Genomic DNA, 21,869 nt, shown 5'->3' on the forward strand with positions numbered 1-21,869 from the left:
ACCCTCGCCATTCCTAATCGGTCCCGCGGACCCAACCCCTTCACTTCCCCCCACTCCCCGCCACGCTTTCCCCGCCCCGAGTCAGGTAGTACGCGCCGAGGATCGGCAGCAGGGTCACCATCATCACGAGCATCGCCACGACGTTGGTCACCGGCACGTCGCGCGGGCGGCTGAGTTGGTTGAGCAGCCAGATGGGCAGAGTGCGTTCGTGCCCGGCGGCGAAGGTGGTGACGATGATTTCATCGAACGACAGGGCAAACGCCAGCATGCCGCCAGCTAATAGCGCCGAGCCAAGGTTAGGCATGATGATGTAGCGGAAGGTCTGCCAGCCGTCGGCACCGAGGTCCATCGACGCTTCGATCAGGCTGTGGGAGGTGCGGCGCAGGCGGGCGATGACGTTGTTGTAGACGATCACCACGCAGAAGGTCGCGTGGCCGACAATGATGGTGAACATCCCTGGCTCGATCCCCAGGGTCTTGAACGCTGACAACAAGGCCAGCCCGGTGATGATGCCGGGCAGGGCGATGGGCAGAATCAGCATCAGTGAAATCCCGTCCTTGCCGATGAAGTCCCGCCTGTACAGCGCCGCCGAGGCCAGCGTCCCGAGCACGAGGGCGATCAGCGTGGCGACGCAGGCGATTTGCAGCGACAGCTTGATCGACTCCAGGACGTCGGGCCGCGCGAACGCGAAGCCGATCCACTTCAGGGTGAAACCCTTCGGCGGGAAGCTGAAGGCGGCGTCTTCGGTGTTGAAGGCGTAGACGAGGATGATCAGGATCGGAAAGTGCAGGAATACCAGCCCGCCCCAGGCGGCGATCTTCAGGCCCCACGACGCTCTTTCAGAGTGCATCGAAAGCCCCCAGTCGTTTGACAATAGCCAGATAAACCGCGATCAGCACGATTGGCACCAGCGTGAACGCCGCGGCCATGGGCATGTTGCCGATGGCGCCTTGCTGCGCGTAGACCATGCTGCCAATGAAGTAGCCCGGCGGGCCGATCAGTTGCGGCACGATGAAATCCCCCAGCGTCAGCGAAAACGTGAAGATCGAGCCCGCCGCAATCCCTGGCACCAACAGCGGCAGAATCACCTGCATGAACGTTTGCCGGGGCGTGGCACCGAGGTCGGCGGAGGCGTGCAACAAAGAGGGCGGCAGGCGTTCGAGGGAGGCCTGAATCGGCAGGATCATGATCATGAACGGCAGCCAGATGTAGACGAACACCATAAAACGCCCAAGGTGCGAGGTCGACAATGTGCTGCCACCAATGCCGGGCACGCTCAACAGCCACTCCAACACCGGCGCCAGCCCCAGATGCTGCACGAACCATTGCGCCACGCCGCCCTTGGCCAGCAACAGCGTCCACGCGTAGGCCTTGACGATGTAGCTGGCCCACATGGGCATCATCACCGCAATGTAGAAGAACGCCTTGGTTTTGCCGGTGGTGTAGCGCGCCATGTAATAGGCGATGGGGAAGGCGACGATGGCGCTGGCGATGGACACTGCAACCGCCATGACCAGGGTGCGCCGGATGACGTCGAAATTGGCCGGGTTGAACAGCGCGCCGAAGTTCGCCAGGGTCAGGTCCGGCGTCACAGTCATGCTGAAGTCGTCGAAGGTATAGAAGCCCTGCCACAACAGGAACAGCAGCGAGCCGAGGTAAATCGCGCCGAACCACAGCAGCGGCGGGATCAGCAGCAGCGACAGGTACAGATTCGGGCGTCGATACAGCAAGTTGGAAAAGCGCCGGAGTGGCGATGGCCGTTGCGTCAGTGCCGGGCCTGTGAAGGTCTGACCCATCTCACTGCGCCTCAACCGGCGTGTCATGCAACGTAATCATCGCTTCCCGCGCCCAGCGAACGGTGACGGGTTGCCCCGGTCGATGATGCGCGCCGGTGTCCAGCCACTGATCGTTGGCCTGGCTGACCATGAGCGTCTGGCCGTTGTCCAGTCTGACCTCGTAGCGGGTGGCACTGCCCTGGTATTGAATGTCGTGCAGCACGCCGCTGAGCTGAATGTCGTGCGTCACAGTGCCGCCCTCGGCAAAACGGATGTGCTCCGGTCGAATCGAAAACGCGCCCGGATTGCCGCTCAACATCTGCGCCAGTTCACCATGCACGACGTTGGAGGTGCCCACGAACTCTGCCACGAAGGTCGTGGCCGGTTTCATGTACAGATTGCGTGGCGTATCGACCTGCTCGATGCGGCCCTTGTTGAACACCGCGACCCGGTCCGACATCGACAGCGCTTCAGTCTGGTCGTGGGTGACGAAGATGAACGTGATGCCCAGTTGGCGCTGCAGTTTCTTCAGTTCGCTTTGCATCTGTTCGCGCAGCTTCAGGTCGAGGGCGCCGAGGGGTTCGTCGAGCAGTAACACCCGCGGGCGATTGACCAGTGCCCGCGCCAGGGCTACACGCTGGCGCTGGCCGCCGGACAGTTGCGCGGGTTTGCGTGCGCCGTAGCCATCAAGGGCGACCATGTTCAGTGCCTCGTCGGCCCGCTTGATCCGTTCGGCCTTGCCGACGCCTTTGACTTTCAGGCCGTAGGCGACGTTGTCCTGCACGTTCATGTGCGGGAACAGCGCGTAGTCCTGAAACACTGTGTTGACGTCGCGCTGGTAGGGCGGCAGGCCGGCGGCTTCCTGACCATGAATGCGGATCGAGCCGGCGCTGGGTTGCTCGAAGCCTGCGATCAGGCGCAGGCAGGTGGTTTTGCCGGAACCCGAAGGGCCCAGCATGGAAAAGAACTCGCCTTCCTGGATGTCGATGGACACCCGGTCCACGGCTTTCACCTCGCCGAACAGCCGCGAGACCTGGGTGAACTGGACGGCGTGGGTCATGGCGTTTGATTCCGGAAATCAGGTCGATTGACAGCCCCTGCCGTCACAGCAACGGGGCTGGATGCATTTGAATGAACCCGGAGCGGGCGATACAGGCGTCTAACGCCCACCCATGATCGCAATGTAATCCTGCGTCCAGCGGCTGTACGGCACGTACTTGCCGCCCTCAGCCTGTGGGGTTTTCCAGAAGGCGATTTTCTCGAACAGGTCAAATCCGTTGGTTTCGCAGCCCTCGGCGCCGAGCAGTGCGTTGCCCTTGCAGGCGTCCGGCACCACCGGCAGGGAGCCGAACCAGGCGGCAACGTCACCCTGAACTTTCGGTTGCAGCGACCAGTTCATCCATTTGTAGGCGCAGTTCGGGTGTTTGGCTTCGGCGTGCAACATCGTCGTGTCGGCCCAGCCGGTGGCGCCTTCCTGGGGGATGGTCGAGGCCACGGGCTGTTTCTCGGCAACCAGCCCGTTGACCATGTAGCCCCACGAACTGGACGCCGCCACGCCTTCGTTTTTCACGTCGCTCATCTGCACCGTCGCGTCATGCCAGTAGCGATGAACCAGCGGCTGCTGGGCGCGTAGCAGATCGAGCACGGCCTTGTACTGGGTCTCGGTGAGCTGATAGGGATCGACGATGTTCAGTTCCGGCTTGGCCGTTTTCAAATACAGCGCGGCGTCGGCGATGTAGATCGGCCCGTCATAGGCCTGGACCCGGCCCTTGTTCGGTTTGCCGTCGGGCAAATCCTGCGGCTCGAACACCACGCTCCAGCTCACCGGCGGCGTCTTGAACACGTTGGTGCTGTACATCAGCACGTTCGGGCCCCACTGGTACGGCGTGCCGTACGTTTTGTTTTCAACCGTGTACCACGGACCATCTTTCAGGCGCGGGTCGAGGGTTTTCCAGTTCGGGATCAGCGTGGGGTCGATGGGCTGCACGCGCTTGCCGGCGATCAGCCGCAACGACGCGTCGCCCGACGCAGTGACCAGGTCATAGCCGCCCTTGGTCATCAGGCTGACCATCTCGTCGGAGGTTGCAGCGGTCTTGACGTTGACCTTGCAGCCGGTCTCCTGCTCGAAGCCGGTCACCCAGTCGTAGGCCTTGTCGCTTTCGCCTCGCTCGATGTAACCCGGCCACGCCACGATATCCAGCTGCCCCTCGCCATCGCCCACCGCCGTGAGTGCTTCAGCGGCCTGCACCGCGCCGCTGGTGAATAGTGCGGTAATCACGGCGCTCAGAATCGCGGTCTTGTGCACGGACATGGTGGGTTTGCCTCATGGTGGTGGTTTGGGCAGAGATCGGTGGTGCAGAGCGTAGTGCCCCGTTCGATCCCCGACAAACTTCACGCAGCAAATACCGAGCCCATTCCTGCAGGCGGATGCGATTGAGTGAAAACCCGTCCTGACTCTGGACGCTCAGTCGCCGCAACATTCAGAAGCAAACCCGCCCGACGTGCGTCGGTGCCTTCGCCTTAACCTGCGGGTCGAATCGTCTGTCCCCATTTCTGAAGGTGAAGTCATGAACACGCGCGGTTTACTTGATCAATTGTTGAAATCCGGTCAGGACCTGCTGCAAAACAAGGCCGGCGCTCACGACAAGAGCGGCAAAAGCGGGCAAAACGGGCAGGGCGGGCTTGGCGATCTGCTTGGCAAGGTCGGCGGCAGCGGTCTGGGAGGCAAGCTGGGCGGCAGCCTTGGCGGGCTGCTCTCCGGTGCTGGCGGCGGTGCGTTGGCGGCGGGCGCGATGGGCTTGCTGATGGGCAACAAAGGCGCACGCAAAATGGGCGGCAAAGCGCTGACCTACGGCGGGCTCGCAGCGTTGGGCGTGCTGGCGTACAAGGCCTATGGCAACTGGCAGGCGAGTCAGGGGGCGGCGCAACCGGTTGAGCCGCAAACCGTTGACCGCGTGCCACCGGCCCAGGTTGAACAGCACAGCGAGGCCATCCTGCGGGCGCTGGTGGCCGCGGCCAAGGCTGACGGCCACGTCGACGACCGTGAACGCGAACTCATCGAAGGCGAGTTCACCCGCATCACCGGCGACAACGAACTGCAGCAGTGGCTCCACGCCGAGCTGAACAAACCACTGGACCCTGTCGATGTCGCCCGTGCGGCGCAAACCCCGGAAATCGCCGCGGAGATGTACCTGGCCAGCGTGATGATGGTCGACGAAGAGCACTTCATGGAGCGCGCTTACCTGGACGAACTCGCCAAGCAACTGAAACTCGATCCGGCGTTGAAGATCGAGCTTGAGCAGCAGGTGCGTCAGGCCCAGCCGTAAACCGTCAGTCCGCCCTGCGATCCGGCACGGATACGACGGCCAATAGCCGCAAACCTGTTGGGTCAGGCCCCACAATCACTAGGGCCTGACCCGCATTCTTATTCCTCGCTACGAAAGTCCCACCCAGACATCCGCCCGCGGCGCATTCGTACCATCAAGCAACGCCACATCAAGCCGATAGCGTGTAAGACATTTCCGATATGGCTGTGTGTTATGGCGTTTTCCTCGTCAGAAACACCCCAAGTGTCGGTAAGGCACTAGGCTATACTCCCGCTCGCTTTGGACCGTCTGTCGGTCCGCTTCTTGAACCCGGTCATGCCGGCGTTGAACCCTTGAGGGCTGACTGTGAAGAACTGGACGTTGCGTCAACGGATTTTGGCGAGCTTCGCTGTCATCATCGCCATCATGCTGTTGATGGTGGTTGCGGCATTCAATCGCTTGTTGGTGATCGAGAGCAGTGGCGATGCCGTACGGCTGGACGCGCTGCCCGGCGTTTTTTACAGCAGCACCGTGCGCGGCGCCTGGGTTGAAAGCTACGTAGCCACTCAGCATTTACTCAGTGAGGGCGCCGGACGCGACCTCACCAGCGCTGAAGAAGACCAGTACAAAGACTTCGAAGACCGCCTGCAGGCGCAGATCGTCAATTACCAGAAAAGCATCTTCGACGAATCCGATCGCAATGACTTCGCCCAGTTTCTGCAGTTGCGCGAGCGCTATCAGCTAGTGCTCAACGGTGTGCTAGCGGCCTATCAGGGCGACAACTATGCGCTGTCCCAACGGATGTTTGCCGAGCAACTCACGCCCGCGTGGTTTGAGGGTCGCAAGGAACTCAATGCACTCGGCGCCAAGAACAAGGTGGTCGCCGACAAGGCGTCCGACGCCATCCAGGCCGCGGTTTCCAGCGCCAAGATCACCCTCGGCATCTCGCTGATCATCGCTCTGCTGGCAGCAGCTGCGTGCGGCCTGTTGCTGATGCGCGCAATTCTGGCGCCGATGAACCGCATCGTGCAGATCCTCGACATCATGCGCACTGGCGACCTGAGCACGCGGCTGGCACTGGACCGCAACGATGAGTTCGGATCGGTGCAAACCGGCTTTAACGACATGGTCGCCGAGCTCGCCGCACTGGTGTCCCAGGCCCAGCGTTCGTCGATTCAGGTGACCACCTCGGTCACCGAGATCGCCGCGACCTCCAAGCAGCAACAAGCCACGGCCACCGAGACCGCTGCGACCACCACGGAAATCGGCGCGACGTCGCGGGAAATTGCCGCAACGTCCCGGGATCTGGTGCGCACAATGACCGAAGTCACTTCGGCGGCGGACCAGGCTTCGATCCTGGCGGGCTCCGGCCAGCAGGGCCTGGCGCGCATGGAAGAAACCATGCACTCGGTCATGGGCGCGGCCGATCTGGTCAACTCCAAGCTGGCGATCCTCAATGAGAAGGCCGGCAACATCAATCAGGTGGTGGTGACCATCGTCAAAGTCGCCGACCAGACCAACCTGCTGTCGCTCAACGCCGCCATCGAAGCCGAAAAAGCCGGCGAATATGGCCGTGGTTTCGCCGTGGTGGCGACCGAGGTCCGGCGCCTGGCCGACCAGACCGCCGTGGCCACCTACGACATCGAGCAGATGGTTCGGGAGATCCAGTCGGCGGTGTCGGCAGGCGTCATGGGCATGGACAAATTCTCCGAAGAAGTGCGTCGCGGCATGTACGAAGTGACCCAGGTCGGCGAGCAGCTTTCGCAGATCATTCATCAGGTGCAGGCCCTCGCGCCGCGTGTCTTGATGGTCAACGAAGGCATGCAGGCCCAGGCCACCGGCGCCGAACAGATCAACCAGGCGCTGGTGCAGTTGGGTGACGCCAGCAGCCAGACCGTTGAATCCCTGCGTCAGGCCAGCTTTGCCATTGATGAGCTGAGCCAGGTGGCGGTGGGGCTGCGTAGCGGCGTTTCGCGTTTCAAGGTCTGAGTCAGGCCCATGATCGAGCATTCAGCCAAGCGCAGCGCTGCGGTATTGCCGAAGAGCAAGCTGTTTCTGCTGTTCCGTATCGGTGCGGAACGTTATGCGCTGCAAGCGACAGAAGTCGCCGAAGTGCTGCCACGGCTGGTGCTCAAGCCCATCGCGCAAGCGCCGCACTGGGTCGCCGGTGTATTCGCCCACCGGGGTGCAATCGTCCCTGTCATCGACCTCAGCGCGCTGACCTTCGGCCATCCTTCCCAGCTGCGCACCAGCACACGGCTGGTGCTGGTGCACTATCGCCTGGGCGGTGATCGTCCCCCGCGTGAGCTGGGGTTGATCCTCGAACAGGCAACCGACACGCTGCGCTGCTCGCCCCATGAATTCAAAGCCTACGGCCTGGACAACGCCCAGGCGCCGTATCTGGGTCCGGTGCGCGAAGACGAACACGGCCTGCTGCAGTGGATACGCGTGGAAGACTTGCTCAGCGACGCTGTGCGCGAACTGTTGTTTCCCGAACAGCCCATTAGCCTGGATGCCTTCGAGGCCACGCCATGAGCAGCGATGCGCGTTTCTTCGCTTTCCTAAAGGACCGCATCGGGCTGGACGTCGCGTCGGTGGGCGAGGCGATCATCGAGCGCGCCGTGCGTCAGCGCTGCACGCTGTCCAAGGCGCGGGACCACGACGATTACTGGCAGACGCTGCTGGTTTCGGCGGACGAGCAACAGGCGCTGATCGAAGCGGTGATCGTCCCCGAAACGTGGTTTTTCCGTTACCCGGAATCCTTCGTCACCCTCGGCAAGCTGGCCAATGCCCGACTGGCGCAGCTCAATGGCGTGCGTCCGCTGCGGATTCTCAGCCTGCCGTGCTCCACCGGCGAGGAGCCTTATTCCATCGTCATGGCGCTGTTCGACGCCGGTTTGCGAGGCCCGCAGTTCAGCGTCGAGGCGGTGGACATCAGCCCGCTTTCGATCCAGCGCGCGCGCCAGGGCGTGTATGGCAAGAACTCCTTTCGTGGGGATCAACTGGGTTTTCGGGAGCGTTTCTTCAACGCGGCCGAAGAGGGCTATCGTCTGGAGATGCGCGTACGTGATCAGGTCCGCTTTCAGTCCGGCAACCTGCTCGATCCCGCCATGCCGGTGGCGCAGTCGGCCTACGATTTCGTGTTCTGCCGCAACCTGCTGATCTACTTCGACGTCGAGACTCAGCGTCAGGGCTTCGAGGCGCTCAAACGCATGACCCGCGACGACGGCGTGCTGTTTATCGGCCCCGCCGAGGGCAGCCTGCTCGGGCGCATGGGCATGGTGTCGATCGGCATTCCCCAATCCTTTGCCTTTCGTCGGCGTGACGAGGCCGTTTCCGAACCCCACGGCGGGCTGACTGCCCCAGCCATGCCGCCGTCGCGAAACGATGCTTTGCCTGCTTACTCAACGTCTGCTCGCTCAGCCTCGGCCCCGTCGCGCGGCACCCTTAAACCCCAGGCCTTTGCGCCGAGGTTGTTGGGTGATCCTGCGCTGGCTGAAGAACGCAGGGCTGCGCTCAGACCCGACATCAAGGCGGTGGTAGCGCCGGGTGCTGGCAATGGCGAAGCAGCCGAGTTGCTGCGCAGCATCGCCGTCCTTGCCAACGAAGGCCGCAGTGGCGAGGCGAAGGTGGCGTGCGAGCAGTACCTCAAGCGCTTCGACCCCGTGGCGCCGGTGTTTTACTGGCTGGGCCTGCTCAGCGAAGTGGCGGGGGAGACGAGCGCGGCACAAGGGTTTTATCGCAAGGCGTTGTATCTGCAACCACAGCATCCGGAAACCCTGGCGCAACTGGCCGCGCTCCTCGCCGCCCAGGGCGACAGCGCAGGGGCCCGGCGGCTGCAGGAGCGCGCGGCACGGGGTGTCACTAAAGAAGGACACAGTGGATGAGTCGCGTACACACAGAGCTGGTCAGCGACGACGCCGAGGCGATCGACGACTGCTGGAACCGCATTGGCATCCATGGCGACCGCTCCTGTCCGCTGCTTGCCGATCATATTCATTGCCGTAACTGCTCCGTCTACTCGGCCGCAGCCACGCGCTTGCTCGACCGCTATTCGCTGGCGCAGGAGCAGCGCGTGTCGATGCACACCGATGCGCTGGCCGTCGACGTCGAAACCCGCTCGACCGTGGTGTTTCGTCTGGGCGAAGAGTGGCTCGGTCTGCCGACCCGGTGTCTGGTGGAAGTGTCGCCGGTGCAAGCCATTCATTCCCTTCCGCACCAGCGTTCCCGCGCCTTGCTGGGGGTTGCCAATGTGCGCGGCGCCCTGGTGGCGTGCCTGTCGTTCGTCGAACTGCTCGGGCTGGACCCTTCAGTCGCGCCGGTGGGTGACGCCCGAACATTGCCGCGCATGCTGATCGTTTCGGCAGACGGCGGTCCGGTGGTGGTGCCGGTGGACGAAGTCGACGGCATTCATGCCATTGAGGCGCGTCTGCTGGACAGTGCCTCGGCGTCGACGCAGAACAGCAACGCGCGCTTCACCCGAGGGGTCGTGCAATGGAAAAACCGCAGCTTGCGCCTGCTCGATGAAGACCACCTGTTGTCGGCTGTGAACCGGAGCCTGACATGACGCCCGATCAAATGCGCGATGCGTCGCTGTTCGAACTCTTCACCCTGGAGGCGGAAGCGCAGACCCACGTGTTGAGCGCAGGCCTTTTGGCCCTTGAGCGCAATCCGACCCAGGCCGATCAACTGGAAGCGTGCATGCGCGCGGCCCATTCGCTGAAAGGCGCGGCGCGTATTGTCGGGGTCAACGCCGGCGTCAGCGTTTCCCACGTCATGGAAGATTGCCTGGTCAGTGCCCAGGAAGGGCGATTGCACCTACTGCCCGAGCACATCGACGCTCTGCTGATGGGCACCGATTTGCTGATGCGCATCGCCACGCCTGGCGCCACCGTGCCTCAGGCAGATGTCGACGGCTATGTGGCGCTGATGAACAACATGGTCAGCGACGATCCGGCGATGAAAGCCATGCTGGTGCCGACCGCGCTGCCTTCCCTCGAAGACATCCTGCTGGCCAACGCGCAGTCGCTGGTCACCTCGCTTCAGTCGGCGCAGGATTCGGCGGCTGAAGAGCTGGCAGCTTCCACTGTCGAACCCGTTCCGGACCCTGCGCTCAAAACGGAGGGTCCCGGTGAACGACGTGTGGTCGAGACCGGCGAACGGGTCCTGCGCGTCACCGCCGAACGCTTGAACAACCTGCTGGACCTGTCGAGCAAGTCGCTGGTCGAGACCCAACGGCTGAAGCCGTATCTGGCCGCGATGCAACGGGTCAAACGCACCCAGACCGGTGCGACCCGAGCGCTGGACAGTCTCGAAGCCTTGCTCGGCGCCAACACCGATCCCGACGCGCAGAAGGCGCTGGACGAAGCGCGGCGTCTGCTCGGCGAAGCGCAGCATTTGCTGATTCAACAAACGGCGGACCTCGACGAGTTCGGCTGGCAGGCCTCGCAACGCGCGCAACTGCTCTACGACACGGCGCTGGCCTGCCGCATGCGACCGTTTGCCGACGTGCTGGCGGGGCAGGCGCGCATGGTCCGTGATCTGGGCCGCTCGCTGGGCAAGCAGGTGCGGCTTGAGATCGACGGCGAAAAGACTCAGGTCGATCGCGACGTGCTGGAAAAACTTGAAGCGCCATTGACCCACTTGCTGCGCAACGCCGTCGACCATGGCATCGAGCTGCCCGAGCAGCGCGTCGCCATCGGTAAGCCAGCCGAGGGGCTGATTAAGCTGAAGGCCTCTCACCAGGCCGGTTTGCTGGTGGTCGAGCTGATCGACGACGGCGCCGGGGTGGATCTTGAGCGTCTGCGCCAAAGCATCATCGATCGCAAACTCTCGCCCGCCGAAACCGCTGCGCAGTTGAGCGAGGAGGAACTGCTGAGCTTCCTGTTCCTGCCCGGGTTCAGCATGCGCGACAAGGTCACTGAAGTGTCCGGTCGAGGCGTCGGTCTGGATGCGGTTCAGCACATGGTCCGGCAGCTGCGTGGCGGCGTCGAACTGGACCAGCGCGCGGGGAAGGGCAGCCGTTTCCATCTCGAAGTGCCGCTGACCTTGTCGGTGGTGCGCAGTCTGGTGGTAGACGTCGGCGGCGAAGCGTATGCCTTTCCGCTGGCGCACATCGAGCGCATGCGTGACGTGCGCGCCGACGAAATCGTACAGCTGGAAGGGCGTCAGCATTTCTGGCATGAAGAGCGCCACGTCGGGCTGGTAGCCGCCACTCAGCTGCTCAACCGTCCGGCCAGCCAGCACAGTGAAGACGTGCTCAAAGTGGTGGTGATTCGCGAGCGCGATGCGGTGTATGGGGTTGCCGTGGAGCGTTTCATCGGCGAACGCACCCTGGTGGTGTTGCCGCTGGATCCGCGCCTGGGCAAGGTTCAGGACATCTCCGCCGGCGCGTTGCTCGACGACGGCTCGGCGGTGCTGATCATCGACGTTGAAGACATGCTGCGTTCGGTGGAGAAACTGCTCAATACCGGACGCCTGGAACGCATCGACCGGCGCAGTCGTCAGGCTGACGCACGGGTGCGCAAGCGCGTGCTGGTGGTCGATGACTCCCTGACCGTGCGCGAACTGGAACGCAAACTGTTGCTCAGTCGTGGCTATGAAGTGGCGGTGGCCGTGGACGGCATGGACGGCTGGAACGCCCTGCGCGGTGAGGATTTCGACCTCCTCATCACCGACATTGACATGCCGCGTATGGACGGCATCGAGCTGGTGACGCTGGTGCGTCGCGACAGCCGCCTGCAATCGCTGCCGGTGATGGTGGTGTCGTACAAGGACCGTGAAGAAGATCGTCGTCGCGGCCTGGACGCCGGCGCCGATTACTATCTGGCCAAGGCCAGTTTCCACGACGACGCGTTGCTCGATGCGGTCGTTGAGTTGATAGGAGATGCGCAGGGATGAAGATCGCCATCGTCAACGACATGCCCATGGCGGTGGAGGCGCTGCGTCGCGCGCTGGCTTTCGAGCCGGCGCACCAGATTGTCTGGGTGGCCAGTAACGGCGCCGAGGCTGTCGAGCGTTGCGTCCAGCAAAAGCCCGATCTGATACTGATGGACCTGATCATGCCGGTGATGGACGGCGTGGAGGCGACTCGACGTATTATGGCGGCGACGCCGTGTGCCATCGTCATCGTCACCGTGGATCGCGAGCAGAATGTGCATCGGGTGTTCGAAGCCATGGGCCATGGCGCGCTGGACGTGGTCGACACGCCTGCGCTGGGGGCCGGCAACCCCAGGGATGCCGCCGCGCCTTTGTTGCGCAAGATACTTAATATAGGCTGGCTCATTGGCGAGCGGGACACGCGGGTGCGCCCCGTGCCGCCCCCGCTGCGCGAGTCGGCACAGTGTCAGCGGTTGATTGCCATCGGCTCATCGGCCGGCGGGCCTGCCGCGCTGGAAATACTGCTCAAGGCGCTGCCGAATGACTTTCCGGCCGCCATCGTGCTGGTGCAGCACGTGGATCAGGTATTCGCCGAAGGGATGGCGCAATGGCTGAGCGGCTCTTCGGGGCTTGAGGTCAGGCTGGCGCGCGATGGCGAGCCGCCGCAAGTGGGCACGGTGCTGCTGGCAGGCACCAACCACCATATTCGTCTGCTCAGGAACGGCACGCTGGCGTATACCGCAGAGCCGGTTAACGAAATTTACAGGCCCTCCATCGACGTGTTTTTCGAAAGTGTGGCCAGCTATTGGAATGGTGACGCAGTGGGTGTTTTGTTGACCGGCATGGGCCGTGATGGTGCGCAGGGACTCAAGCTGATGCGTCAGCGGGGCTTTCTCACCATCGCCCAGAATCAGGAAAGCTGTGCGGTGTACGGCATGCCTAAAGCGGCTGCGGCGATCGACGCCGCCATGGAAATTCGCTCACTGGACTCGATCGCACCTCGCTTGAAGGAGGTATTCACCCAATGAATTTCCAGGTGATTTCACAGCCCGCCTGTGACCAGGAGACCCCGCATGCATGATTTGCAACTGGACGATCTGAACGCCACGGATGAAAACGCTGCGATGGTGCTGCTGGTCGACGATCAGGCCATGATCGGCGAGGCTGTCCGCCGCGGGCTGGCGCACGAAGACAACATCGACTTCCATTTCTGCGCAGACCCGCATCAGGCGATTGCCCAAGCGATCCTCATCAAGCCGACCGTGATTCTTCAGGACCTGGTCATGCCCGGCCTGGACGGCCTGACACTGGTGCGTGAGTACCGCGCCAATCCGAAGACCCGTGACATTCCGATCATTGTGCTCTCGACCAAGGAAGACCCGCTGATCAAAAGCGCCGCCTTTGCCGCTGGCGCCAACGATTATCTCGTCAAACTGCCGGACAACATCGAACTGGTGGCGCGCATTCGCTACCACTCGCGCTCCTACATGACGCTGCTGCAGCGCGACGAAGCCTATCGTGCGTTGCGGGTCAGTCAGCAACAGCTGCTCGACACCAACCTGGTGCTGCAACGGCTGATGAACTCCGACGGTTTGACCGGCCTGTCCAATCGCCGCCACTTCGACGAGTACCTGGAACTGGAATGGCGCCGTTCCACCCGGGAGCAGACCCAGATCTCGCTGTTGATGATCGACGTCGATTACTTCAAGGCTTACAACGACGCCTTCGGCCATCTCGAAGGTGACGAGGCATTGCGTCAGGTCGCCAAAGCCATCCGCGCCAACTCCAGCCGTCCTTCCGACCTGCCGGCGCGTTACGGTGGCGAAGAATTTGCGCTGGTACTGCCCAGCACCTCCCCTGGCGGCGCGCGTTTGCTGGCTGAAAAACTGCGTCAGACCATCGCCGGCATGAACATCCCCCACGTCGCCCCGACCCAGGGCTCCAGCCTGACGGTCAGCATTGGTCTGGCCACTGTCGTCCCGCAAGTGGGCAGCCACAGTCGCCAGTTGATTCAAAGTGCGGATCAGGGGCTGTATGCGGCAAAGCACAATGGTCGCAATCAGGTGGCGGTGGGGTAGGGCGAGGATTCGCATTCCTGCGCGCTCTGGCCGTAACCGGGTCGGGTCCTTGGCAACAACAACGAACGCGGCGCACCCCTGCCCAACGGACTGCCATCCCGGGTTTGCCTGCGTTATACTCGCCGGCTTTGTGAAAATCGCCTGCGAGTGCTGCCTACCATGGAAATCAACCCGATCCTAAACAGCATCAAGGACCTGTCCGAGCGCTCCGAAACCATTCGGGGGTATCTTTGACTACGATCACAAACATGATCGTCTGACCGAAGTTAACCGCGAGCTCGAAGATCCAAACGTCTGGAACAACCCGTCGTACGCCCAGGAACTGGGCCGCGAGCGTTCGCTGCTGGCGCAGATCGTCGACACCCTCGACGAAATGAGCACCGGCCTGGTGGACGCCAAGGACCTGTTGCTGATGTCCGCCGAAGAAGAAGACCAGGCCGCCGTCGACGACGTTGCCGCTGAAGTCGAGCGCCTGCGCGAGGCCCTGGAAAAACTGGAATTCCGTCGCATGTTCAGCGGCGAGATGGACCAGAACAACGCCTACCTGGACATCCAGGCCGGTTCCGGCGGCACCGAAGCCCAGGACTGGGCGAACATCCTGTTGCGCATGTACCTGCGCTGGGCCGACAAGCGCGGCTTCGACGCGACCATCATGGAGCTGTCGGCCGGTGAAGTCGCCGGTATCAAAGGCGCCACGGTGCACATCAAGGGCGAGTACGCATTCGGCTGGCTGCGCACCGAAATCGGCGTCCACCGTCTGGTCCGCAAAAGCCCGTTCGATTCCGGCAACCGCCGTCACACCTCGTTCTCGGCCGTGTTCGTGTCGCCGGAAATCGATGACAACATCGAAATCGACATCAACCCGTCTGACCTGCGTATCGACACCTACCGCTCCTCGGGCGCCGGTGGTCAGCACGTCAACACCACCGACTCGGCGGTCCGGATTACCCACGTGCCGACCAACACCGTGGTCAGTTGCCAGAACGAACGTTCCCAGCACGCCAACAAAGACACCGCGATGAAGATGCTGCGGGCGCGCTTGTACGAGCAGGAAGTGCAGAAGCGCAATGCGGCCTCGCAAGCGCTGGAAGACACCAAGTCGGATATCGGCTGGGGTCACCAGATCCGTTCGTACGTACTCGATGCCTCGCGCATCAAAGACCTGCGCACCAGCGTCGAACGCAGCGATTGCGACAAGGTGCTCGATGGCGACATCGACGAATACCTGATCGCGAGCCTCAAACAGGGCCTGTAATCGCCACACCACTGTTGCGGGTCGGGCGCGTCATCATGACGTCGCCGCCCGCGATCCTTCGTCGCGCTTCCCGGCCAGACGAAGGGCCACGAACCTGTGATGGATAATCAAGACATGAGCGACCAACAACTCGACCCGCAAGCCCAGCAACAGGAAGAAAACAGCCTGATCGCCCTGCGCAAGGAAAAACTTGCGGCCGAGCGCACCAAGGGCAATGCCTTCCCGAACGACTTCCGTCGCGAAAACTACTGCAACGACCTGCAGAAACAGTACGCGGACAAGACCAAGGAAGAGCTGGCTGAAGCGGCGATTCCGGTCAAGGTTGCCGGGCGCATCATGCTCAACCGTGGCTCGTTCATGGTGATTCAGGACATGACCGGTCGCATCCAGGTCTATGTCAACCGCAAGACCCTGCCGGAAGAAACCCTGGCCTCGGTGAAAACCTGGGACATGGGCGACATCATCGCAGCCGAAGGCACCCTGGCCCGTTCCGGCAAGGGCGACCTGTATGTCGAAATGACCAACGTGCGCCTGCTGACCAAATCCTTGCGCCCGCTGCCCGACAAGCACCATGGCCTGGTCGATACCGAGCAGCGTTATCGCCAGCGTTACGTCGACCTGATCGTCAACGATGACGTGCGTGAAACCTTCCGCGTTCGCTCGAAAGTCATCGCCCACATCCGTAGCTTCCTGATGCAGCGCGACTTCCTCGAAGTCGAAACGCCGATGCTGCAGACCATTCCGGGCGGCGCAGCGGCCAAGCCGTTCGAGACGCATCACAACGCGCTGGACCTGGAAATGTTCCTGCGTATCGCGCCTGAGCTGTACCTCAAGCGTCTGGTGGTTGGCGGGTTCGAGAAGGTGTTTGAGATCAATCGCAACTTCCGTAACGAAGGCGTCTCGACCCGTCACAATCCCGAGTTCACGATGCTTGAGTTCTATCAGGCGTACGCGGACTACGAAGACAACATGGACCTGACCGAGGAGCTGTTCCGCGAGCTGGCCCAACTGGTGCTCGGTAGCACCGACGTGCCGTACGGCGACAAAGTGTTCCACTTCGGCGAGCCGTTTGCGCGTCTGTCGGTGTTCGACTCGATCCTCAAGTACAACCCCGAGCTGACCGCCGATGACCTGAACGACATCGACAAGGCCCGCGCCATCGCCAAGAAAGCCGGCGCCAAGGTGCTGGGTTTCGAAGGTCTGGGCAAGCTGCAGGTGATGATTTTCGAAGAGCTGGTCGAGCACAAGCTGGAGCAGCCGCACTTCATCACCCAGTACCCGTTCGAAGTGTCGCCTCTGGCCCGTCGCAACGATGACAACCCCAACGTCACCGACCGCTTCGAGCTGTTCATTGGCGGCCGTGAAATCGCCAACGCCTATTCCGAGTTGAACGACGCGGAAGACCAGGCCGAGCGCTTCATGGCGCAGGTGGCGGACAAGGACGCGGGCGATGATGAAGCCATGCACTACGACGCAGACTTCGTCCGGGCGCTGGAATACGGCATGCCGCCGACCGCGGGCGAGGGCATCGGCATTGACCGTCTGGTCATGCTGCTGACCAACTCGCCGTCCATACGAGACGTCATCCTGTTCCCGCACATGCGGCCGCAAGCCTAAGCGTCAAAACAAGCCGCCTGCGCAGGGCGGCTTTTTTTTGTCTGTAAAGTCACGCAGGCCACGCTCCTGCAGACACCGCGCATGCTACTCAATGAAAAGGAAATCCAGTTGTGAACCGCACGATCGCTCAAAAGGGAGCCGCTGGCCTGGCCACGGCAGTCGCACAGAGTGTTCAGTACCAGGGCCGCAAGGCGAGTCGACAGGGAAGTGAACAGCGTAGGCAACAGATCCTCGATGCGGCCATGCGCGTCCTCATTCGTGACGGCGTTCGGGCCGTGCGTCATCGCGCAATCGCTGCCGAAGCGCAAGTGCCGCTCTCCGCCACCACCTACTACTTCAAGGACATCGATGACCTGCTCACCGATGCCTTCGCGCAATACGTCGAACGCAGCGCGGCGTACATGGCCAAGCTGTGGACCAACACCGAGGCGCTGCTCCGCGAGATGGTTGCCCGTAACGACGGCAGCGCCGAAGCCCACGCCCGGCTGGCCGATGAGATCGCGCGGATGACCATGGAGTACGTACGCCATCAACTGCTGACCCGTCGTGACCAGCTCATTGCCGAGCACGCCTTTCATCTCGAAGCGCTGATCAACCCGCGACTGGCGCCACTGGTGAGCGCCCACCAGCAGATCCTGTTGCAGGGCAGCGCCCAGTTTCTCGAAGTCATGGGCTCGGTTCAGCCGCAACTGGATGCCCAAGTGTTGACGGGGCTCATCTGCCGGATGGAATATCAGGGGCTGCTCAACGGGCCCCGCCCCGGCGCAGACGAAGAAATGCTCGCTATTCTTACTCGCCAGATGCATCTGGTACTGGGCACTGCCAAGCCGATGGCTGGCTGATACCTCAAGGAGAACCTGATGAAAGTCTGGCGCGTATTGCTCGCCCTGTCGTTCGCGCTGTTGAGCGGATGCCTGGTGACGTTCAAGGACCCGATTCCGGTCAGCAACACCGCCCCGCCCAGATTGCTCGGCACCTGGAGCAGCAAAAATGCCTGGGGCGAGCCGCTCGAACTGGAAATCAGCCGCGCCGGCCCCGACCGTTACAAAGCGGTCAGCTACCGCAAAGGCGATCGTAAGAACCGTGACGAGTACGCCTTCACCGTGTCGCGGCACGGCAGTCGCTGGTACGTATCCGCCGCGCTGCCTGACAAATACGGCGGCAATTACGTCATCGCCGGTTTCGACTTGATGGATAACGAGAACGGCGCCGACGAACTGGTGGTCTATGACCTGGACCTGGAGCGGTTTCAGCAGTTGGTCGAGCAGAAGCTTATCGACGGGGAGCGGGTCGATACGGTCAAGGGCGACGGCATGTTGATCTCAAGTTCCATGGACAAGGTCTTTGCCTACCTCGACGACCCGGCCAATTCCGACGTCTTTCTCAAGGCAGCTCAATATCAGCGCATGACCAAATAGCGCAAACGGTTCAATAAGGGGTACCGGGTGGACGAATACCAGCAGACTATTCGCACGTTGTCCGATCGTATCGTGGTGGCGCAGACGCCGATCCGCGTCCTTGATGCCGTGAAGTGGGATGACAACATCCGCAAGACCTTCCTCGACGGCAAAGGCAAAAACCTGCCGGAGGTGGATCGCGCCTACTACGAGAATCGCCCGCTGGGCTTTGATTCCGGCGCGGTGAAGCTGGAGTTCCAGAACATCGAGCGTGACATCACCCGGCAGCTGGGCCAGTTCAACCCGGTCGGGCAGATCATGCGCCGCATGTGCAAGGAGTACCGGATGGTCATCCGCATGCTCGAAGCACGCGGCACCCCCGACTTCGGCCTGATCTCTCAGGAGCTGTACGGCGCGGCGTCCGATGCGTTCCACGCCGGCGACCCGACCCTGTCCGACCTCGGCATGATGCTCTCCGATTACCTGAACAACATTGCCGGCCGCGGCGATCTCAAGGACGAGCCGAAAATCCTGACGGCCAAAGACGCCGTCGCCATGCTGCAAACCCGGCTCAATCGCACGTTCGGTGAGGCTGAAGAGACGATCCGGGTGTTCGAATCCGACGGCATCGTGGCGGACGCGGCAGCCGGGGCCGATTACATCAAGATCCGCAGCGACGCGATGTTCAACGAACGCGACGTGCGCGCGCTGGAAGTCCATGAAGGCCTGGTGCACGTCGGCACCACGCTCAATGGGCAGAATCAGCCGATCTGCACCTTCCTGTCCAAAGGCCCGCCCTCGTCGACAGTGACCCAGGAAGGCCTGGCGATTCTGATGGAGATCATCGGCTTCGCGTCCTACCCGAGCCGCCTGCGCAAGCTGACCAATCGCACCCGTGCCATTCACATGGCCGAGGAGGGCGCCGACTTTTTGCAGGTGTTCGAGTTCTATCGCGAGCAAGGCTTCGGCATGTCGGAAAGCTACGGCAACGCCAGTCGGGTATTCCGGGGCTCGGTGCCGAATGGCCTGCCATTCACCAAGGATCTGTCCTACCTCAAGGGCTTCATCATGGTCTACAACTACATCCAGTTGGCCGTGAGAAAGGGCAAGCTGGAGCAGGTGCCGCTGCTGTTCTGCGGCAAGACCACGCTGGAAGACATGCGCACGCTGCGCCAGTTGGTGGACGAAGGCTTGGTGGTGCCGCCCAAATACCTGCCCGATCAGTTCCGTGACATGAATGCGCTGTCGGCGTGGATGTGTTTCTCCAACTTCCTCAATCACTTGAGCCTGGACCGGATCGAAGCGGACTATTCGAATATTCTGTGAGTCTGTGGGCGCCGATACATCGGCGCCTTTGTCAGGTTTCCCGTCGTCCGCCCATCCAGAATTGAAGGACATCGCTTGAAGCTTCTTCTTACCTTGCTCCTGGTCATTTCCCTCAGTGGCTGCAGCGAATTGCTGTTCTACCCGGAACGCGGTTTGCCGCTGACGCCGGACAAGGCCCACCTCGCCTGGCGCGATGTCACCCTTACAGCGGCCGACGGCACCAAACTCAACGCGTGGTTTCTGCCGGTAAAACCCGGCGTACCCGTCAAGGGCACCGTGCTGCACATGCATGGCAACGGCGGCAACATGGCCTGGCATCTCGCGGGGAGCTGGTGGTTGCCGGAGCAGGGCTATCAAGTGCTGCTGGTGGACTATCGCGGTTATGGTCGGTCGGAAGGTGAGCCGAGTCTGCCGGCCATTTATCAGGACATCGACGCGGCGTTTGACTGGCTGAACGCGGCGCCTGAAGTGCAGGGCAAACCGCTGGTGGTGCTCGGCCAAAGCATCGGCGGGGCACTGGCGGTGCATTACCTGTCCGAACATCCGCAGCAGCGCGCGCGGGTCAAGGCGCTGGTCCTCGATGGGGTGCCGGCGAGCTATCGTGAGGTCGCCCGCTATACCCTCAGCACGTCGTGGCTGACGTGGCCCATCAAACGGCCGCTGTCGTGGGTGATCCCCGACGGCGACAGCGCCATCAACGGCATGCCGCAGCTCAAGGGCACGCCCATGCTGCTGTTCCAGAGTCTGGACGACACGCAAGTGCCGCTGTACAACGGCATCAGCCTGTATCAGGCCGCGCCGCCGCCGCGCGTTCTGCAACTCACGCGCGGGCCGCACGTGCAGACCTTTAACGACCCCACTTGGCGTGAAGTCATGGTTCGCTATCTGGACGATCCGCAGCACTTCAACGGGCTGCGCAGGATGGGAGAAATTCCGAATTATCCTGATCCTCAAACGGGCAAGGCGGCACCGGCTCCTCAACCGTGAGCGGAGCAGCGCCACGAGTGACAATCCGCGCGATCAGTACATGTGGAAGTGAGCTTGATCACGAAGGGACAATCACGTCGGCTAAATCTCCAGCGGCTGGTATGCAGTCTTCGTGCATAAGGGGACTGATTTATTTACAACGCTTCACCGTAAATTAATCTGTCCCCGGCGGTTGAACTAGCGGTTTAAAAGGCCGGGCCTTTTTCACTCCTACTCAGACCAAAGATTAAAGAGCTAGCCGCCAAAAATCTTTAATGCATAAGGGGGCTGATTTATTTACGAGTGCATAAGGGTGCATAAGGGTGCATAAGGGTGCTGATTTATTTACAACGCTTGACCGTAAATTAATCTGTCCCCGGTAGTTGAGCTAGCTGTTCAAAAGGCAGTGCCTTCCTACTTGTCCTCACGCTAGTTCGAGGGGGCCGTCCCAATAAGCTACTGTAGGCTGTCCGCCTTAACGCGAAAGAACTCAAAAGGCATTACTCCCTAATTCTATTCTTATTTTTATTTTTATTTTTATTTTTATTTTTATTTTTCTTCAAGATTGTATTCTGCCGCGCGAGCAACATGCTTGTTTTGATCATTAAGTAGTCTTTCCAATATTGTAATTGGTGCTTCTTTGTTGGCGGCCACTGCTATGCGTACAACATAACTCTCATCCCAAGATAGAATTTCGAAGAGCGCCGGTGACATCTTTCTTTTTGCTGCAATGAACTGCCGGACGGTGCTATCAAACTGGCATAGTTCTTCTAAGATCTCTAATGGGACACTTTTATTATGCGAATCCCATCGCCTGGAGTTCGGGTGTTTTTTATTACATCGCGCCATACCGAAATCGGGGCCTCCTCAGTTGCAGCTCTATCGTATTCACTTTTGATGGAGCTACTCCGTAGCGCTACAAACTCCTCAGCAGATGTAAACATTTTTAACCTTGCACTTAAAAATCTGAATTTATATTCTTTCTGACTCCGCTTTTATGCTCACTCTTACGGCCTCCGTAAATATCAGTATTCACGAGCCACGCGCTAGATTCATCGTAGACTTTCAAGCGTTTTCCCCGTGGCCTGTTTTATTTACTGTCCACTATTTTTACTTTTTTTGGGTCAAGATTGTATTTCGCATAATCCACCCCCGGAACTAAAGGGGTCCGTCCCCACTAGTCCGTCCCCACTAGTCCTGGGTTTTGTAGTTCCTTGTGTGGTCGCCATAGATATGAGCATCGGCCAGCCATGCACTATTAGGCTTATACG

The 21,869-nt window shown here is 61.2% G+C and carries 19 protein-coding genes; 14 read left to right on the plus strand and 5 right to left on the minus strand.

Annotated elements, in window-relative coordinates:
- Positions 1-40: 40 nt before the first annotated feature.
- From SLW75_RS10785 to ydcS, 4 genes are all read right to left on the minus strand, one after another.
- Entirely contained in the window at positions 41-850 is an 810-nt protein-coding gene (locus tag SLW75_RS10785) for an ABC transporter permease (protein WP_410934448.1), read from the minus strand.
- On the minus strand, positions 840-1,796 hold the full coding sequence (locus SLW75_RS10790; RefSeq protein WP_410934449.1) for an ABC transporter permease: 957 nt from the start codon (positions 1,794-1,796) through the stop codon (positions 840-842). Before SLW75_RS10790 ends, SLW75_RS10785 begins: the two co-directional genes overlap by 11 nt.
- Before the next feature lies 1 nt (position 1,797).
- Positions 1,798-2,835, minus strand: coding sequence for an ABC transporter ATP-binding protein (locus tag SLW75_RS10795; protein ID WP_410934450.1), 1,038 nt, complete (start codon positions 2,833-2,835; stop codon positions 1,798-1,800).
- Between the two features lie 99 nt (positions 2,836-2,934).
- Positions 2,935-4,086 (minus strand): putative ABC transporter substrate-binding protein YdcS, encoded by a 1,152-nt coding sequence (gene ydcS / locus SLW75_RS10800; protein ID WP_410927868.1) that lies wholly within the window; start codon positions 4,084-4,086, stop codon positions 2,935-2,937.
- A gap of 256 nt (positions 4,087-4,342) precedes the next feature.
- Between ydcS and SLW75_RS10805 the strand changes: the two genes are divergently transcribed.
- The 14 genes from SLW75_RS10805 to SLW75_RS10870 all read left to right on the plus strand — a co-directional run bounded on the left by SLW75_RS10805 (position 4,343) and on the right by SLW75_RS10870 (position 20,619).
- On the plus strand, positions 4,343-5,101 hold the full coding sequence (locus tag SLW75_RS10805; protein WP_410934451.1) for a tellurite resistance TerB family protein: 759 nt from the start codon (positions 4,343-4,345) through the stop codon (positions 5,099-5,101).
- A 405-nt stretch (positions 5,102-5,506) separates the two neighbouring features.
- Entirely contained in the window at positions 5,507-7,069 is a 1,563-nt protein-coding gene (locus SLW75_RS10810) for a methyl-accepting chemotaxis protein (RefSeq protein WP_244656966.1), read from the plus strand.
- 9 nt (positions 7,070-7,078) lie between these two features.
- On the plus strand, positions 7,079-7,615 hold the full coding sequence (locus SLW75_RS10815; RefSeq protein WP_410934452.1) for a chemotaxis protein CheW: 537 nt from the start codon (positions 7,079-7,081) through the stop codon (positions 7,613-7,615).
- On the plus strand, positions 7,612-8,967 hold the full coding sequence (locus SLW75_RS10820; protein WP_410934453.1) for a CheR family methyltransferase: 1,356 nt from the start codon (positions 7,612-7,614) through the stop codon (positions 8,965-8,967). Before SLW75_RS10815 ends, SLW75_RS10820 begins: the two co-directional genes overlap by 4 nt.
- Positions 8,964-9,647 (plus strand): chemotaxis protein CheW, encoded by a 684-nt coding sequence (locus tag SLW75_RS10825; protein ID WP_065989925.1) that lies wholly within the window; start codon positions 8,964-8,966, stop codon positions 9,645-9,647. Before SLW75_RS10820 ends, SLW75_RS10825 begins: the two co-directional genes overlap by 4 nt.
- Positions 9,644-11,980 (plus strand): hybrid sensor histidine kinase/response regulator, encoded by a 2,337-nt coding sequence (locus SLW75_RS10830; RefSeq protein WP_065989924.1) that lies wholly within the window; start codon positions 9,644-9,646, stop codon positions 11,978-11,980. The genes SLW75_RS10825 and SLW75_RS10830 overlap by 4 nt, the downstream gene beginning before the upstream one ends.
- A complete protein-coding gene (locus SLW75_RS10835; protein WP_410934454.1) occupies positions 11,977-12,987 on the plus strand; it encodes a chemotaxis response regulator protein-glutamate methylesterase in 1,011 nt (336 codons plus the stop codon). Before SLW75_RS10830 ends, SLW75_RS10835 begins: the two co-directional genes overlap by 4 nt.
- Before the next feature lie 45 nt (positions 12,988-13,032).
- Entirely contained in the window at positions 13,033-14,037 is a 1,005-nt protein-coding gene (locus tag SLW75_RS10840; RefSeq protein WP_065989920.1) for a PleD family two-component system response regulator, read from the plus strand.
- Positions 14,038-14,196: 159 nt separating this feature from the next.
- Positions 14,197-15,292, plus strand: a protein-coding gene (gene prfB / locus SLW75_RS10845) for a peptide chain release factor 2 (protein WP_108120905.1) whose coding sequence is annotated in 2 segments (ribosomal slippage) — positions 14,197-14,268 and positions 14,270-15,292 — 1,095 coding nt in all. Because the reading frame shifts where the segments join, the coding sequence is not laid out codon by codon here.
- Between the two features lie 114 nt (positions 15,293-15,406).
- A complete protein-coding gene (gene lysS, locus SLW75_RS10850) occupies positions 15,407-16,909 on the plus strand; it encodes a lysine--tRNA ligase (RefSeq protein WP_410934455.1) in 1,503 nt (500 codons plus the stop codon).
- Between the two features lie 110 nt (positions 16,910-17,019).
- Entirely contained in the window at positions 17,020-17,751 is a 732-nt protein-coding gene (locus SLW75_RS10855; RefSeq protein ID WP_410934456.1) for a TetR/AcrR family transcriptional regulator, read from the plus strand.
- Between the two features lie 18 nt (positions 17,752-17,769).
- The gene (locus tag SLW75_RS10860; protein WP_410934457.1) at positions 17,770-18,327 is read left to right on the plus strand and encodes a hypothetical protein; all 558 of its coding nucleotides are present in this window, start codon (positions 17,770-17,772) and stop codon (positions 18,325-18,327) included.
- Positions 18,328-18,354: 27 nt separating this feature from the next.
- On the plus strand, positions 18,355-19,632 hold the full coding sequence (locus SLW75_RS10865; protein ID WP_065989910.1) for a flavohemoglobin expression-modulating QEGLA motif protein: 1,278 nt from the start codon (positions 18,355-18,357) through the stop codon (positions 19,630-19,632).
- A 75-nt stretch (positions 19,633-19,707) separates the two neighbouring features.
- On the plus strand, positions 19,708-20,619 hold the full coding sequence (locus SLW75_RS10870) for an alpha/beta hydrolase (protein ID WP_410934458.1): 912 nt from the start codon (positions 19,708-19,710) through the stop codon (positions 20,617-20,619).
- A gap of 528 nt (positions 20,620-21,147) precedes the next feature.
- Here SLW75_RS10870 and SLW75_RS10875 read toward each other — a convergent pair.
- The gene (locus tag SLW75_RS10875) at positions 21,148-21,447 is read right to left on the minus strand and encodes a hypothetical protein (RefSeq protein WP_410934459.1); all 300 of its coding nucleotides are present in this window, start codon (positions 21,445-21,447) and stop codon (positions 21,148-21,150) included.
- Positions 21,448-21,869: the final 422 nt, after the last annotated feature.

The sequence above is a fragment of the Pseudomonas sp. W5-01 genome (assembly GCF_046540435.1).
Classification (GTDB): Bacteria; Pseudomonadota; Gammaproteobacteria; order Pseudomonadales; family Pseudomonadaceae; genus Aquipseudomonas; species Aquipseudomonas graminis_B.